Source organism: Entomohabitans teleogrylli (assembly GCF_001484765.1).
GTDB classification, from domain to species: Bacteria; Pseudomonadota; Gammaproteobacteria; order Enterobacterales; family Enterobacteriaceae; genus Entomohabitans; species Entomohabitans teleogrylli.
Window position 1 is genome coordinate 181939 of sequence record NZ_KQ947379.1, and the last position, 15246, is coordinate 197184.

Below are 15246 nucleotides of genomic sequence, written 5' to 3' on the forward strand. Positions count from 1 at the left end.
AAAAACAGCAACACCACAGACCGATGCCAGCCAGCATACCAAAACAGGACATCAAGTCATGCCCGGTCCGCGGGATAAGGCCGGGAGTGGAAGGGACCGCGAAGCGGCGATTTCCGTTGCGGGGCCGCGAGGGGTGTCGGGGAGCGAGCGGGACGCTCCCCGGCCCGTTGACTGATAACCGGAGTTAACAAAGGAGCACTAAACATCAAGTGAACGGAAAAAAGCGGAGCTTCAGACTCACACCAGACTCACCGCGTGAGCGGAAAAACAGCCCCCGTCCACCCACCCCACAAATATCAGTCACGGAATCCGCTCCTCTGTCGGCTGCGACTGCGGTTGCGCAGTCACAATCCGGTAGCCGGCCCCCGGGTGCGGCGCCTGCAGACGCGGCCCGGCGCCGAACAGTTTTTCACGCAGCGTTCCCGGACGGTACTCCTGCTTATACACACCGCGCTTCTGCAACTCCGGAATCAACAGTTCCACCACATCGCGGAAGGTCTCATGGGTCACCGCATAAGCGAGGTTGAAACCGTCCACATCGGTCTCTTCCACCCAGCTTTGCAGCTCATCAGCCACGGTCTGCGGGCTGCCCACCAGTAACGGGCCGAAACCACCAATCCCTACCCAGTCCGCCAGCCCCTCCACCGTCCACTGGCGGTTGGGATCGGCGCTGGAAAACGCCTCCACCGCCGACTGTATGGCGTTAGTTTGCAGGTATTTCAGTACCTGATTCGGCTGATACTGGCCGAAATCGATGCCGGTCCAGCCGGAGATCAGCGCCAGCGCCCCCTCATAACTGACATAGGAGCGGTACTCCTGCCATTTTGCCCGGGCGGCGCGATCCGTCTCGCCGACAATCACCGTCTGCAGGTTGAAGATCAAAATACTGCGCGGATCGCGCCCGGCCTGCGCCGCGCGACGGCGAATATCGGCCACGGTTTTTTTCAGCAGGGCTTTCGACGGCGCGGCGACAAATACGCACTCGGCGTGCTCAGCGGCAAACTGTTTACCGCGGCTTGAGGCGCCAGCCTGATAGAGTACCGGGGTACGCTGGGGCGACGGTTCGCACAGGTGAATCCCCGGCACCGAGAAAAATGTTCCCTGGTGGTTAATCGGGTGGATTTTGCGCGGATCGCTGAAGATCTGCCGCTGCCGATCGCGCACCACCGCCCCCTCTTCCCAGCTCCCTTCCAGCAGCTTATAAATCACCTGCAGATACTCATCGGCATAGTCGTAGCGGGCGTCGTGATCGGTCTGCGCCTTGTGGCCGATATTACGCGCCCCGCTTTCCAGATAAGAGGTGACGATATTCCAGCCCACCCGGCCCTTCGTCAGATGATCCAGGGTCGACAGCCGGCGGGCGAAGGGGTATGGATGTTCAAACGACAGCGAGGCGGTCAGGCCGAATCCCAGGTGTTCAGTGACCAGCGCCATCGGCGTCACCAACGCCAGCGGATCATTGACCGGCACCTGTGCCGCCTGGCGAATCGCGGCGTCGCCGTTGCCATTAAGTACGTCGTAAACCCCCAGAACATCGGCGATAAACAGGCCGTCAAACTTACCGCGCTCCAGCAGACGCGCCAGGTCGACCCAGTATTCAAGGTCTTTATACTGCCAGGAGCGGTCCCGCGGATGGGCCCACAGCCCCGGCGACTGGTGCCCGACACAGTTCATATCAAAAGCGTTAAGGCGAATTTCACGTTGCGATGACATAGCTTTCTCCATGGTGATGCCGTAGCCGCAAGGCGGCCCGGTCATTCGTTATCATTGTTAAGGGATTAAAAACGCGAATTTATGACTGCGGGACGGGACATCGTGAAGCGGTAATCTGGCGCAGAGAGGCGAGCACCTCCAGCGCCACGGTATGAGCGTGATCGGCCACCTGGGGCAGCCCCATCAGTTCGCCAAAGCGCCCGCGCGCTGCGGGCCCCACCACCAGAAGGCGCGGGTTGGCCTCCCCGGCGTGATTAAGGGTTTGCGATCGCTGATTCACCAGCAACCCCAGACGTAGCGCATCGGCCTGAATGATCCCATGTCGCGCCAGATCGCGCAGCAGCGGCTGGCTGTCGATCAGCCCGCCGTGGGCCGGGCCGGTGGTCACCACCAGCCGATCGACTACCAGTTCCGTCGCACTGCCGCCGCGCTGGCGCAGGAACAGCCGCAATTGTTCCCCCTGCTCCTCCGCCGCCTCAAGACGCGCGGCCCGGACATCCAGTTCGCCACGCTGGCGACGCGCCGCTATCTCCTGCGCCACCTGTGGAGCGATACGGTAACGGTGGACATCCCACCAACTGCGCAGATGGCGTAAAAATCGCTGTTGCTCGCGCAGCGGCAGCGACTGCCAGATATCCTGGCCGTGATGGCGCACCGCATCGAGTACCTTCTGCCAGGGGATCCCCTGCTCTGCGGCCAGGCGAATGTCGCCGCGTACTCGAGCCAGCCACTGGCGCAGGCTGATTGCCTCACTGACGCTATACTCTGCCGACCAGTCGGGGAATGTTCCGGACAGGTTGGCGCGCGGCAGCAGCCCGCGGCGGGAAAACGCCAGCACGCGGCCACGGTGACCACGACTACCGAGCGAGGCCACTACGTCCGCCATGGTCAGCCCGGTGCCGATAATCGCCACCCGATCGGTGATGCCAATATCGTCAAAGCGCGAGGTTTGCCACGGATTAGCGATCACCCCGGGATGATCCGCCAGCGCCTGCAGAGACGCCGGTAGCGCCGGCGGCGGATGGCTGACCGCCAGCACCACGACATCGGCCTCCAGACGCTGGCCGCTGGCGGTGATCACCGCGTTCTGTTCCTGAGCGACGGCGTGTTCGCGCAGATGGCTGAACGCCACGCCGGGTTTATCAACCGCTTCCATCAGACGCTGGTGCACATAGCGGCCAAACCAGGCGCGCTGCGGCCACACTGCGCCGTCCGGGGTACCTGCCGCGGTATCTTGCTCAAACGCCGGCTGCTGGCGATACCAGCGGTCAAAATCGCCCTCCGCGCTTTCACTGAGCTGCATGCGCGCCGCCGGCACATTAATGCGGTGTGCCGGCTCCGGGGTGGAATACGCTACCCCATGCCCCGGCAGATCGCGCGGCTCAAGCAGCGTAATACGCAGCGGCGCCTCGCTATGGCGCGCCAGCTGGACAGCCAGCGCCGCGCCGCTGAAACCACCGCCGACGATCACCACATGGCATTCATCCATGGGCCAGCTCCGGCGTCAATTGTTGCTCCAGATCGCGCACCAACGGAATCACCTCGCGGCCGAAAAACTCCACCTCTTCCTGGCAGTGCAGGAAGCCAAGCAGCAGCAGATCGACCCCGGCGCGTTTGTAATCGATAATCCGCCGGGCGATTTGCTGCGGGGTGCCGATAAGCCCGGGTTTAAAGCCATCGTTATACTGCACCAGATCCTCAAAAGTTGATTTCGCCCAGTTGCCCTCTTTTTCCGGGGAGGCGTTGCCGGCATTCTGCACTTCATGCTGGAAGCCTTTCACCGCTTCGATATCGGCATGGTCGAGGATCTCCTGCAACTGCGCCTGCGCTTCCTGTTCGGTAGCGCGGGCAATCACAAAGGCATTCATACCAATCTTCACGCTATGGCCATTTTCCGCGGCCTTGCGCTGAATATCATCGACCTGAGCACGGATCCCCTCCGGCGTGTTGCCGTTGGTGAAATACCAGTCCGATACCCGGGCCGCCATATCCCGCGCCGCCCGGGAACTACCGCCCTGGAAAATTTCCGGGCGCGGATCGACGGGTTTCGGTTTCAGGCGATAATCGCGAAAACGGTAAAAATCCCCGGCGAAACTAAATGACGCCTCCTCCCAGACCCCTTTCAGGCAGCGGATAAACTCTTCGGAACGCAGGTAGCGCTCTTCATGATCCAGCCACGGCTCGCCAATAGCCTTAAACTCGCCGCGAAACCAGCCGCTGACGATATTCACCGCAATACGCGGCCCGTAGAGATGGCTGATGGTGGCGACCTGCTTGGCCGCCAGCGCCGGATTCCACGGGCCGGGCAGCAGCGCGGCGATCACCTTCAGCCGTTCAGTGGCGGCCAGCAGATCCTGGGAAAAGGTCACCGACTCATGCTGATTGTCGGCCCCGTAGCCGGCGGTAAAACGGATTTGGGTTAGCGCATAGTCAAACCCGGCCTGCTCGGCGATACGCGCCAGCTCGCGGTTATAAGGGGCATCCCAGTGGGTGCGCTGCGGTACCTTACTGACCACCAGGCCCCCGGACACGTTGGGCACCCAGTAGGCAAACTGCAGTGGACGCTGTGCTGTCATGATCTCTCTCCTCAGCTGGCGCTGACCTGTTTCACCGGACGGCGATCGCCGCCGATGGTTTCACCAAACGGGCCGGTGTTGACAGTTTTTTGCCGCTGCTGACCGTTACCCGCCAGCGGCAGCAGCGGCATCACCAGCTCAGCGAAGCGATGCGCCTCCTCAAGGTGCGGATACCCGGAAAGCACAAAATGGCTGATGCCCAGCGCCTGATATTCACGAATGCGTTCCGCGACCTGCTGCGGACTGCCCACCAGCGCGGTACCGGCGCCGCCGCGTACCAGGCCGACCCCGGCCCACAGATTCGGGCCAATACGCAGATTGTCCCGGGAACCGCTGTGCAGCGCGCTCATCCGCGCCTGGCCGGTCGAGTCCATACGCGCAAAGATCTGCTGCGCCTGGGCTATCGTCTCATCATCAAGGTGGGCAATCAGGCGATCGGCAGCGGCCCACGCCTCTTCTTCGGTTTCACGCACAATGACATGCAGGCGAATACCATATTGCAGAGTACGGCCGCGGGCCGCGGCGCGCTCGCGAACCACCGCCAGTTTTTCCGCCACCTGAGCCACCGGTTCCCCCCAGGTCAGATAACTGTCGATCTGTTCGGCGGCCACATCAATCGCCGCTTCGGAAGATCCGCCAAAGTAGAGCGGTGGCCCGTTTTCCTGTATCGGCGGGAACAGCAGTTCGGCACCTTCAACATGAATATGTTTGCCGATGTAATCCACTTTTTCTCCTTTCAGAAGGCGGGAATAGACATCGAGAAACTCGCGGGTCACCTCATAGCGCTCCTGGTGACTGAGAAAAATACCGTCACCTTTGTTCTCCACCGGATCGCCGCCGGTCACCACATTAATCAGCAGGCGCCCTTCAGACAGCCGGTCGAGGGTGGAAGCCATCCGCGCCGCCAGGGTCGGCGGCTGCAATCCCGGGCGTACCGCCACCAGAAAGCGCAGGCGACGGGTCAACGGCGCCAGCGCCGACGCCACCAGCCACGAGTCTTCGCAGCTTTTACCGGTGGGGATCAACACCCCGTAGTAACCCAGGTTATCCGCCGCCAGCGCCACCTGCTGCAGATAGGGAAGATCAACAGGTCGACCGCCGTGGGAAGTGCCCAGATAGCGGCCATCGCCGTGGGTGGGCAGGAACCAGAAGACTTTGATATTTTCGTTGCGCTGTTCGGTCATAATGCTTTTCCTTTATAACTATATCCAATATTCATCGAAGCGATGTTCTCTTTTAGTTATAAGTCATTAAGCGAAAAGCGTGCCAGGTTGGGAAATAAAAATTAATGTTATTTTTCAATCAATTATAAAAAATGACGCACAGACCCGTTGCTGCATTTGCAGCAATTCACCGACAGCCTCTGTTGCATTTGCAACGATACCCACAGTATTTGCCGGTATTTCGCCGTCGCAAGCCGGGATAAGGTCTAAGCGTCAACCGCAGGAGACCGCTATGCAAAACCTTCACCACGGACAAACAGATACCCCGGAACTGGTCGATCCCGCTTCACGGGCATTTCGCAATCTGCTCGACCGGCTGGCCCCTACCGACGCCACGGTATTGATCGTTGGGGAAACCGGTACCGGCAAAGAGGTGGTGGCCCGCTATCTGCACCACCACAGCCCGCGCCGCCATCAGCCCTTCCTGGCGGTCAACTGCGGCGCGCTGAGCGAAAGCCTTGCCGAAGCGGAACTGTTCGGGCATGAAAAAGGCGCCTTTACCGGCGCGGCGCAGTCCCGCCCCGGCTGGTTCGAAGCGGCGGAAGGCGGCACTCTGCTGCTTGATGAGATTGGCGAACTGAGCATGGCGCTACAGGTGAAGCTGCTGCGGGTGCTACAGGAGCGGGAAATCACCCGGGTAGGCTCCCGGAAACCAGTCCGTATTAATGTGCGGGTGATTGCCGCCACCCACGTTGACCTGTTACAGGCGATCCGCGAACGGCGCTTTCGTGAAGACCTCTGGTACCGACTGAATATTGCCGCCGTAGAGCTACCGCCGCTGCGTCAGCGCCGGGAAGATATTCCGGTACTGGCCAGCCATTTTCTGGCGCTTTATGCCCGCCGGCTGGGCCGGCCAACGCGCCGTCTGGCGCCGGAGACCCTTGACGCGCTGGTAGAGTATAGCTGGCCGGGCAATGTGCGCGAACTGGAAAATACCCTGCATAACGCGGTGCTGCTGAGTAAAGAAGAGATCATTACCCCCGACCAGTTGCGGCTGAACGTCTATGCCGAAAAAACGCCGCGCGCCCACCCGCAAGACGATATCGCGGAGGTGCTCCAGCGGCTACTGGTCGGCGGACAGCCGCAGGCCTGGCAGCACGTCACCCGGACCCTGCTTAACAGCGCGCTTTCCCTGTGCGACGGCAATCAGACCCAGGCGGCCGCGATGCTCGGTATCAGCCGCAATACGCTGCGCACCCAGCTTGCTAACCAGGGCGTCATTCGCCCGCGGCGTAAACCGGCTGGCGCCGCCATCGCCTTCGTCCCGCAGGGGCGTGAATTGCGTATCGGCTATCAGAAATTCGGCAACCTCGGCATGCTGAAGGCGCGTCAGACCCTGGAGCAGGCGCTGGCGCCGCTGAATGTCGATGTCCTGTGGAGCGAATTTCCCGCCGGCCCCCAGCTACTGCACGCGCTACAGCATCACGACATCGACTTTGGCGCCACCGGCGAAGTGCCGCCCATCTTCGCCCAGGCCAGCGGTAGCTCACTCCAGTACGTCGCCTGGGAACCACCGGCCCCGGACAGCGTGGCGCTGGTGGTGCCGCAGACCAGTAGCATCCGCGCTCCGGAGGATTTACGCGGCAAACGCATTGCGGTAAACCGCGGATCGAACGTCCACTGGCTGTTGATGCAGTTGCTTGACGAAGCCGGATTGAGTCAGGACGAAGTGCGGATCGTCTATACTCCGCCGCGTATCCCGCTGACCCCCAGCGATTACCGGGCGGTGGATGCGTGGATGATGTGGGATCCGCTGCTCAGCGATGCCCTGAGCGAAGGGACGCTGCGCGTGGTTGCTAACGGGCAACGGCGGGTCAATAATCACCTGTTCTATCTTGCCAGCCGCGAGTGGGCCGGACAGAACCAGGATGTGATGCCGCTGTTGCTGGCCGCCCTGCAACAGAGCGGGCAGTTTATTGACCGCGAACGCCGTCAGGCCGCCGCGCTGCTGGCCGGGGAATTAAACCTTAGCGCCGCGGCGCTGGAGCAGGCGCTGGCGCGGCGCAGCCACCAGACACAAACGATGGACAGCCAGATCGTGCGCGAACAGCAGCGCATCGCCGATCGCTTTTACGCGCTCGGCCTGATCCCGACGCCGGTACGGATACGCGATGCGGTCTGGCAAAGCCCGGTGCCGCTGGCCGTGGACCAGCACTAAAGGCCGGAGGTTTTCGGCGGGCGCGGATACTTCCACAGCCAGCGCCCGCTGACCATGCGCCAGTAGAAAAATGCTCCGCGCACCGCCCAGTCGAGGAACATCCCCAGCCAGACGCCAACCACGCCCATGCCAAGCACAATGCCCAGCACATAGCCCGCCACCACCCGGCATCCCCACATCCCGAGCATTGATACCCACATGGCGAAACGGGCGTCGCGGGCGCCCTTAATCCCGGCGGGCAGAACCCATGAAGCGGCCCAGATGGGCATAAAGGCGGCGTTCAGCCAGATAAGCACTTTCACTACCTCAATAACGTCTGCCTCCCGGGTATAGAACGACGCCATCAGTCCGGCCAACGGCGCCGTCAGCCAGGCGATAGCGGTCAAAAACAGAGTGGAAAGCCAGAATACATGGCGCAACTGACGTTCCGCCTGGCCAATCTGCCCCTTCCCGAGGCGCTTGCCGGTAATGATGGTCGACGCCGACCCCAGCGCGTTGCCCGGCAGGTTAATCAGCGAGGCGATAGAAAACGCGATAAAGTTGCCGGCGATCACATCGGTCCCCATACCGGCGACAAACATCTGGGTTAACAATTTCCCGGCATTGAACAGCACCGACTCAATGCTCGCCGGAATGCCAATCCCCAGCACCTCCCCGAGAATGGCGAAATTGAGCGGTGTGAAATAGCTGCGCAGCCGGATATGCAGCGCCGGCGTGAAGCCAATCATCAGCACCCAGATAATCGCCAGCGCGCCGATATAGCGTGACAGGGTCAGGCCGAGCCCGGCGCCGATAAACCCGAGGCCGGGCCAGCCCGCCACGCCATATATCAGCACGCTGCTGATGACGATGTTGAGGATGTTCATACCGCCGTTAATCAGTAGCGGAATTTTGGTATTTCCCGCTCCGCGCAACGCCCCGCTGCCGATCAGCGCTATCGCGGCCGCCGGATAGCTCCAGGCGGTGAACTGCAGGTAGCTGAGCGCCAGCGCTTTTACCTCGGCGGTCGCTTCTCCGGCGATAAAATCAATGATGTACTCCCCGCAGGCGTGAACCAGCGCGGCCAGCAGCACGGCAAACAGCGTCATCAGTACCAGCGACTGGCGCGCCGCGGCCCGCGCCCGCTGACGATCGCGCTTGCCGAGGCTGAAGGCCACCACCACCGTGGTACCGAGGTCTACGGCGGTAAAAAAGGCCAGCACCACCATATTGAAGCTGTCCGCCAGCCCGACGCCGGCCATCGCTTCCTTACCCAACCAGCTGACCAGGAAGGTGCTGAGCACCCCCATCAACAACACGCAGGTATTTTCCAGGAAAATGGGGATCGCCAGTGGGGTGATTTCTCGCCAGAACAGTACGCGATAGCTTTTACGATGGGTGTACCAGCGGGTCTTTGCCAGCGCCTGCCGGAAAGGGATATTCAGCGTCAAGGGAGGCCTGCGTTAAGAATTTTGAAACCACATTTCAATAATGGACGACATCGGTCTGGTCTGCAAAGGGTTTTATGAAAAACCGCGCGATTTTGTCCCTGGCGGAGCGGGTAAGATGAGCCAATATCTGGCCGGATTTCGCCAGCGTCCCTGCGGGTTGTGCAGACAAAAGCAGCGGTTTGAGGAATTAATCAGCAATCGCGCGCTTTCCGGCAAACAGCCTTTGACAAGGGCGCCAGGTATCGTTACTATGCGCCCCGTTCACACGATTCCTCTGTAGTTCAGTCGGTAGAACGGCGGACTGTTAATCCGTATGTCACTGGTTCGAGTCCAGTCAGAGGAGCCAAATTAAGGAAAGCAGACGTTCACTGACGTCTGCTTTCTGCATTTATATCAACTGGTTATCCCCTTCTTCAGGTTCACTCTCGTTCACTAAAAACCACTCGAAGCCATACCCTTTTGCTGGTAAAGCTGGTTCGATTTGCGTTTTACCAGCACGCGGAGAGAACCGTCATGTCACTTACTGATACTAAAGTAAAAAATGCCAGACCAGCGGAAAAGGCCGTCAAGCTCACTGACGGGTTTGGCCTCTGCCTGCTGGTGCATCCCAATGGTTCGAAATACTGGCAGTCAGGCTTGACCCTGACCCAAAATCCTGTTCCATCCGGAAACAGAACTTTAGGTCAGGGTCACAGGGTCAATGCTCGTCAGCGCCCACGCATCAGGGGCAGCTAATCACTTCATGAAGATCCTCGAATGAAAAAGCGCGTAGCCCGTAGCGGCGATCGTCCACTTCGAGCGGTAACTCTTCGCATTCATCGCCCTCGCCCATAAAGCACTGTTCCAGTTGCCCAACCACCCGGCGTAATTCGTGATCGACATAAATCACCCGATACAAATCCCGCACCGGATAAATATCGCTGCCGCCGATCAGTACCGAGAATTTATCATTAAGCTTAATTAAGTACTGTCGATTATCTACGCAGTTTATCATTTTGCTCTCCTTATCATCTAACTCCTGAGGTCACTTATAGGTCAAGGTAAACGTCGCCGTCGCATTCGCTTTTCCAGCAGTAATTGTTGCTCCCGTCTGATAATAGCGCGCCTGAAGCTGCACGATTTCATTACCACCCGATGGCGACTGATAATAAAAACGTTCCTGCCCAAACTGCACCGGCACATTAATATGCTGATACCACAGTTCAATACCTACACCGGTCGCCGCCATATTGCCTGGCGCTCTATCCAGCCTCATCACGCCGGGTCGGTTTATGGGATCCGGTGTGGCGTCAATTCGTACATTAATGCGGGCATTACGGTTACAGTTCAAAGAAATATTAAATCGCGTCCACCCGGTCCCGGTCCCGGTCCCCAGGCCACGGAATTCCCGTTTATCGTGATCGCCCATCGCGACATTGACCCCAGGCGTAGTCACCGAGCAGGCTGCTGCACTCACGGTATTGGTTCCCGTCAGGCGAATATTGGCCATCGGAAATTGATTCACAATTACCGCCTGTGCCAGCATACCCGGCGTCAGCGTGCCTCCACTAATATTACCGGTTTTAATTAATTCAACCCGGACATTGGAAAGAATAGGATAATTGAGTGCCGGAAAATCGATCTGAAAAGGTAAGTGTCGACCACTTGTACCCATCACTAATCTAATCCCTACACCCGGGATATTAGTATTATAAATATTATTTCCAGAACTACTCAATGTTCTCCACTGGCGTATCTCCCAGGCAAATGTCCACGGCACATCACAGCCTGCAATAGATCTGCCATTATTAAAATCCCCGGTATTCGCTGTGCCAATAACAGTCCCCACTGCGGCATCACGCTGAACAATAATATTGCCAAAATTGACCTCCACGGAAACCTCAGAAGTTATGCCGTCAACAAAATTACACCTGGCATAACCCACCGCTGGTAGCAGCAGTAGTATCATCATCGTTGATAATTTAGCTATTAAATTCATCCTCCCTCCTGCTTATATCTAATGTCTGGTACATTCTGCTTTTATTCAGGCATTGTTTATTAAAAATTGCCGCTAAAGTTGCCCTTCCTGTCAAATGCTTATTACCCCCGGCGCGCTGTCCAGCCTCATCACTCCCGTGATTCCCGGATATGCTACTGCATTGATCTGAACGTTTACCCTGGCGTTTCTGTCGCAATCCAGCCCAATTGAAAAATCCTGCCACGCAGTGCCTGAATTAATACCGCTGAATACCGACTTTGGCTGTTTACCCAGCGCCACACTGACGTTGGGTGTTGAGACTGAGCAGGCGAGCACCGTCACTACGCCGCCGGAAAAGCTTATCGGCACTTCAGGCGACCAGGCGCCGGTTTCACGTATTCCAACATAGAATGTGCCAACCGGGCCGCTTAATGTTCCCCCCTGAATCGTGTGGGTTTTAACCAGCAGAATACGCGCCTGGTGACCAAATGAGTGGCGAATTCCTACGGCGTTCGAGATATAAAATATTGGCCACTCAGTTCTGCCGACCTGTATTCCTCGCCATGGCGCCCACGCAGAAGTATTGACATGGCTTTCTCCCTCAATAATGAAGCCAACGCCGGGAAGATTGGTATCGAATACCGTATCAGTGGCATACAAAAGCCCGGAAGATCGTCCATTATTGCTTCTGACGCCCGTCTCAAGGCTATATTGCGCCATCGTGTCATAGTTGCAGTTTTGGTATGACATACCCCGGCCGGAATAAAGCCAGTCGCTAATCGGTTGTCCAACCTGCGCATCGCGCTGTACGGTAATTGAACCGGCATTAATACTAAATGCCCCCACCGCCTCACAAAGCGCCAGCGTTTTCAACGGCACAGACAGCAGAATAAATAGCCCCCCCTGCCAGATAGTATTACGGTTCATCAGCGACACACCCCCTGAATCCCCGTCAGCACGCCTGAATCCGTCGGCTCTGGTAAACGGTAATGTACCGTACAGCGCTGCGACCCGTTCCAGGACACCCTAAGATCGCCCTCATCCGCGACCCCCGTCAGATAGACCTGCCCGCCGTCACCCACTATTCCGCTACTGCCGTTTTGCTGGCTCACACTGGCGCCAAACGGCACAGGCCCCTCCTGATAACTCACCGTCATCAGCACCCGACGACCAACGCGAGTGTCGAAATCCGCTACCACCACCGCGCCTTGCCCGGGGGTTACCGTACGAACCGCGGTATCAATATCCACGTCTTCCGCCAGCGTACTGGTATCCAGCGCAATACGATTTTTCTTATACGGGTTGACATAAGGCACCACGGTATACCCGCGCCAGTCGGTATAGACCCCGGTATTATTCTGGACTTTGGTATTACCGGCGCCGGGAGCTCTGACAAGCGCCATCGAGTCCCCCAACGATTGCGAGAACGTAACGCCGTACGGATGGGCGACGATCCCCCCTTTCAGGCCATAATTGATTTGCTGCGTATTATCGTCATAGCTATAACCGCCAGCGATCTCGTTATAAGCCCCTTTATAAGTGGCGTTGATATTACCGGCCGCCCCCACGCCATGGTTGGTATAGCTCTGCTGAACGCTATAACTAAGGTTGTTGTCTGATAATAATGTACCGTTAAGCCCGACTTGCTGCCGGGTATCGCCCCCTCTGGCGGTGTTAATACTGTAATTGGCCCATGCGCCAGGCATAAAGCTCAACAGCGGTACCTGAATGGTGAACGCCAGTTGCTGGTCGGCGGCCTGGGTACTTTCCGGATAGTCGCTGTAGCTGTAGGTCAGGCTGTAGTTCATCGAACCAATATTACTGGCCCAGCCGGCACGGAAAGTACGCTCCTCCCCGTCACGGTGCCAGTAATCCTGCTGGTAACCGGAAATAAAGAATGATCCGATATCACTAAGACTCTGGCTGATGTCCAGTTGCAGGCGCTGGCGTTTGTTGTATTGCATGCGCCAGACATCGCGATCGCCAACGCGCATATCATTAGCCTCCGGGAAGGTATAATAGCCCTGCGTGGAGTAACGATAAGCCGCCAGCGTAAAACTGGTGCCGGTAGTCTGCATGGTTTTTGAATACTGCACCCGATATGACTGACCATTGCGGGTTTGTTCGTCATCAAGCGTTGTGCGCGCAACGGTAATATCGGTAGAAAAAGATCCCAGTTCACCAAGTCCGAATCCCATCCCGACGGCGGCGGACAGATAATCCGGGGAATAGATTGCCCCGCCATAGACCGTCATTGAATGCGGTAGACCATACATAGCGCTCAGTTGCCCAAACCCGGGCTCGTCGCCGGTATCATTACCGCTGCGATACTTGCCGGCGGTGGCGGCATATTTGAGCCGGCCTTCACGCTGCATAATCGGCACCGCCGCAAAAGGTTGCACAAAACGGCGTTCGCTACCGTCCGCCTCTCTGATAGTGACATCAAGGTCGCCGCTGCCGGCGGTCGGATAGAGATCGCTGATGACAAACGCGCCGGGAGCCACATAACTCTGCCAGATAATGTAGCCATTCTGCCGCACCGTCACCTGGGCATTCGACCGGGCAATGCCGCGGATGACCGGGGCAAAACCGCGCAAACTATCAGGCAGCATATTATCGTCCGACGCCAGCTGTGCGCCGCGGAATTGTACGCTGTCGAAAATTTCCCCGGGCGTATAGCTGTCCCCGAGCGTTAATTGCGCTTTCAGCGATTTGATATCCCGCTGCAGCCAGCTATTAATCGAATCCCAGCGGCTGCCCTGTTCCTGGCTGTAAGACCAGGTCGAATAGTTGCGTAGCCGCCACGCTCCAAAGTTCAGGCCGCTTTGCAGATTCGCGTAATAGTTATCCCGGGAGCCATCGTTATGACTATGCCAGGTATTAGCGCCGCTGAAATTGTAATTGAGTAGCGCCGCGGTGACGCCATCATCCCACAGCGCCGGATCGACCCATTCCCTGGCGGAAGCGTTTATCGCCGCCTGGGGAATACTGACCTCCAGTTGCAATTTACTGAAACGCAGTTCGGTAGCCGCCTGAGGGATATACTGACCGATATCATCGAGCGGCTTATCGGCGGGCAGCGCCGCCAGTTGTGGGAAAGCGTCGACTCTTACGCCCCACGCTTTAAGCATCGCCGGGGTAATTTGCGCACGCAGTTTTTGATCAGCACCGCTGACGAAATGAATATCCTGAAGTTCGCCCTGCGCCTCGCCATTGATATATACCATCACCCGATACACGCCTGGCTGCTGGCCGCCCGCTTCGGCAAACGCCGATAAATCCGCCACCGGTTGACGCGGATTGCCTATTTCCAGCGCGTAAGGGTTGAAGGTTTCCCGGGCCGCAGCGATGTAACTCCACGACAGCATCAGCGCTATCGTGACGGGAGAATAACGCTTAATCATCTTTATTCCCCCGACAGGTTGCGGTTTTCCGGTTGGCTAATCGCGCCGTAATCGCTGATCGCCTGCCAGGAGACCGTCGTCACTTTGCCGCCCGCCAGAGTATATGTGGCGCTGCCTTTCGGCGGCACCATGTCCGCTTCCTTAATTTCCTGGCCGTCCACTTTCAGGGAAAAGAGCGAGACGTAATAAGCTGAAGGGTTGGTTAAGGTCAAACGGTTGCCGCTACGTGAAGCCTGCAACTGCTGATATGCCGTATCCACCCGGCCTTCCAGCCCCGCCGGACGGTAAAACAATTTAAGCCGTGATTTCACGACGATATGCAGCACATTAGTATCCGCCTTACTACTGTCCATGGCCGGGATAGCTTTCACATTCAACCAGTACACCGATTCCCGATCTTCCGGCAATTGACCACCCGTGCGCACAATACGCAGAATATTTTCTTCATCGGAATTAATACGAAATAGCGGCGGCGTAACAATAAATGGGGCTTTACTGTCAGGCGCATCCATATCTACCCAGCTTTGCACCAGATAAACGCCAGAATCGCCCGGGTTGCGTATGGAAACGGAAGTCTCTTTTTTATCACCGGGATAAATGACTCGGGTACCACCAATAACAATACCCGCCCAGGCCGTATGAGTAAAAATAACCAACATCATCGCCAGCGAAATTGGATATAGGTTCATTCCTTTTCTCCTGACAAAGGAAAACGCGTCCTTGCGGAAAATTTCCTGTCTACAGAATATGTCAAACAAGATACGTGGCTGATCCGCCACTCATCG

11 protein-coding genes, 1 tRNA gene and 1 pseudogene are annotated in these 15246 nt (G+C 57.8%); 3 read left to right on the forward strand and 10 right to left on the reverse strand.

What is annotated here, in order from left to right:
* Positions 1-300 precede the first annotated feature (300 nt).
* From AQ981_RS08095 to ssuD, 4 genes are all read right to left on the reverse strand, one after another.
* Positions 301-1713: an LLM class flavin-dependent oxidoreductase gene (locus tag AQ981_RS08095; protein WP_058911242.1), complete on the reverse strand. Its 1413-nt coding sequence runs from the start codon at positions 1711-1713 to the stop codon at positions 301-303.
* Between the two features lie 79 nt (positions 1714-1792).
* Entirely contained in the window at positions 1793-3202 is a 1410-nt protein-coding gene (locus AQ981_RS08100) for an FAD/NAD(P)-binding protein (protein WP_058911243.1), read from the reverse strand.
* The gene (sfnG, locus tag AQ981_RS08105) at positions 3195-4289 is read right to left on the reverse strand and encodes a dimethylsulfone monooxygenase SfnG (RefSeq protein WP_058911244.1); all 1095 of its coding nucleotides are present in this window, start codon (positions 4287-4289) and stop codon (positions 3195-3197) included. The genes AQ981_RS08100 and sfnG overlap by 8 nt, the downstream gene beginning before the upstream one ends.
* 11 nt (positions 4290-4300) lie before the next feature.
* Complete coding sequence (ssuD, locus tag AQ981_RS08110; RefSeq protein ID WP_058911245.1) at positions 4301-5473, reverse strand: FMNH2-dependent alkanesulfonate monooxygenase; 1173 nt, start codon at positions 5471-5473, stop codon at positions 4301-4303.
* 271 nt (positions 5474-5744) lie between these two features.
* Here ssuD and AQ981_RS08115 point away from each other — a divergent pair, with 271 nt between their 5' ends.
* A complete protein-coding gene (locus AQ981_RS08115) occupies positions 5745-7670 on the forward strand; it encodes an aliphatic sulfonate ABC transporter substrate-binding protein (protein WP_058911246.1) in 1926 nt (641 codons plus the stop codon).
* Here AQ981_RS08115 and AQ981_RS08120 read toward each other — a convergent pair.
* The gene (locus AQ981_RS08120) at positions 7667-9100 is read right to left on the reverse strand and encodes an EmmdR/YeeO family multidrug/toxin efflux MATE transporter (RefSeq protein WP_058911247.1); all 1434 of its coding nucleotides are present in this window, start codon (positions 9098-9100) and stop codon (positions 7667-7669) included. The genes AQ981_RS08115 and AQ981_RS08120 overlap by 4 nt on opposite strands.
* A 270-nt stretch (positions 9101-9370) precedes the next feature.
* On the opposite strand from AQ981_RS08120, the gene AQ981_RS08125 reads away from it, so the two are divergent.
* Together AQ981_RS08125 and AQ981_RS28025 are read left to right on the forward strand one after the other, a co-directional pair.
* A tRNA-Asn gene (locus AQ981_RS08125) sits at positions 9371-9446 on the forward strand.
* A gap of 167 nt (positions 9447-9613) precedes the next feature.
* A pseudogene (locus tag AQ981_RS28025) lies at positions 9614-9736 on the forward strand (Arm DNA-binding domain-containing protein); the annotation flags it as partial.
* A gap of 85 nt (positions 9737-9821) precedes the next feature.
* On the opposite strand, the gene AQ981_RS08130 reads toward AQ981_RS28025, so the two are convergent.
* From AQ981_RS08130 to AQ981_RS08150, 5 genes are all read right to left on the reverse strand, one after another.
* The gene (locus AQ981_RS08130; protein ID WP_058911248.1) at positions 9822-10094 is read right to left on the reverse strand and encodes a hypothetical protein; all 273 of its coding nucleotides are present in this window, start codon (positions 10092-10094) and stop codon (positions 9822-9824) included.
* 30 nt (positions 10095-10124) lie between these two features.
* Positions 10125-11078 (reverse strand): fimbrial protein, encoded by a 954-nt coding sequence (locus AQ981_RS08135; RefSeq protein WP_058911249.1) that lies wholly within the window; start codon positions 11076-11078, stop codon positions 10125-10127.
* 90 nt (positions 11079-11168) lie between these two features.
* Positions 11169-11984 carry a fimbrial protein gene (locus tag AQ981_RS08140; RefSeq protein WP_058911250.1) on the reverse strand — a complete coding sequence of 272 codons (816 nt, stop codon included), beginning with the start codon at positions 11982-11984 and terminating at the stop codon, positions 11169-11171.
* Positions 11984-14461, reverse strand: coding sequence for a fimbria/pilus outer membrane usher protein (locus AQ981_RS08145; protein WP_058911251.1), 2478 nt, complete (start codon positions 14459-14461; stop codon positions 11984-11986). Before AQ981_RS08145 ends, AQ981_RS08140 begins: the two co-directional genes overlap by 1 nt.
* A gap of 2 nt (positions 14462-14463) precedes the next feature.
* The gene (locus tag AQ981_RS08150; protein ID WP_058911252.1) at positions 14464-15150 is read right to left on the reverse strand and encodes a fimbrial biogenesis chaperone; all 687 of its coding nucleotides are present in this window, start codon (positions 15148-15150) and stop codon (positions 14464-14466) included.
* Between the last annotated feature and the right edge of the window lie 96 nt (positions 15151-15246).

Excerpts from the sequence above, each read along its gene's own strand:
- AQ981_RS08095 (WP_058911242.1), bottom strand. The coding sequence starts at position 1,713 with ATGTCATCGCAACGTGAAATTCGCCTTAACGCTTTTGATATGAACTGT.
- AQ981_RS08100 (WP_058911243.1), bottom strand. The coding sequence starts at position 3,202 with ATGGATGAATGCCATGTGGTGATCGTCGGCGGTGGTTTCAGCGGCGCG.
- sfnG (WP_058911244.1), bottom strand. The coding sequence starts at position 4,289 with ATGACAGCACAGCGTCCACTGCAGTTTGCCTACTGGGTGCCCAACGTG.
- ssuD (WP_058911245.1), bottom strand. The coding sequence starts at position 5,473 with ATGACCGAACAGCGCAACGAAAATATCAAAGTCTTCTGGTTCCTGCCC.
- AQ981_RS08115 (WP_058911246.1), top strand. The coding sequence starts at position 5,745 with ATGCAAAACCTTCACCACGGACAAACAGATACCCCGGAACTGGTCGAT.
- AQ981_RS08130 (WP_058911248.1), bottom strand. The coding sequence starts at position 10,094 with ATGATAAACTGCGTAGATAATCGACAGTACTTAATTAAGCTTAATGAT.
- AQ981_RS08135 (WP_058911249.1), bottom strand. The coding sequence starts at position 11,078 with ATGAATTTAATAGCTAAATTATCAACGATGATGATACTACTGCTGCTA.
- AQ981_RS08140 (WP_058911250.1), bottom strand. The coding sequence starts at position 11,984 with ATGAACCGTAATACTATCTGGCAGGGGGGGCTATTTATTCTGCTGTCT.
- AQ981_RS08145 (WP_058911251.1), bottom strand. The coding sequence starts at position 14,461 with ATGATTAAGCGTTATTCTCCCGTCACGATAGCGCTGATGCTGTCGTGG.
- AQ981_RS08150 (WP_058911252.1), bottom strand. The coding sequence starts at position 15,150 with ATGAACCTATATCCAATTTCGCTGGCGATGATGTTGGTTATTTTTACT.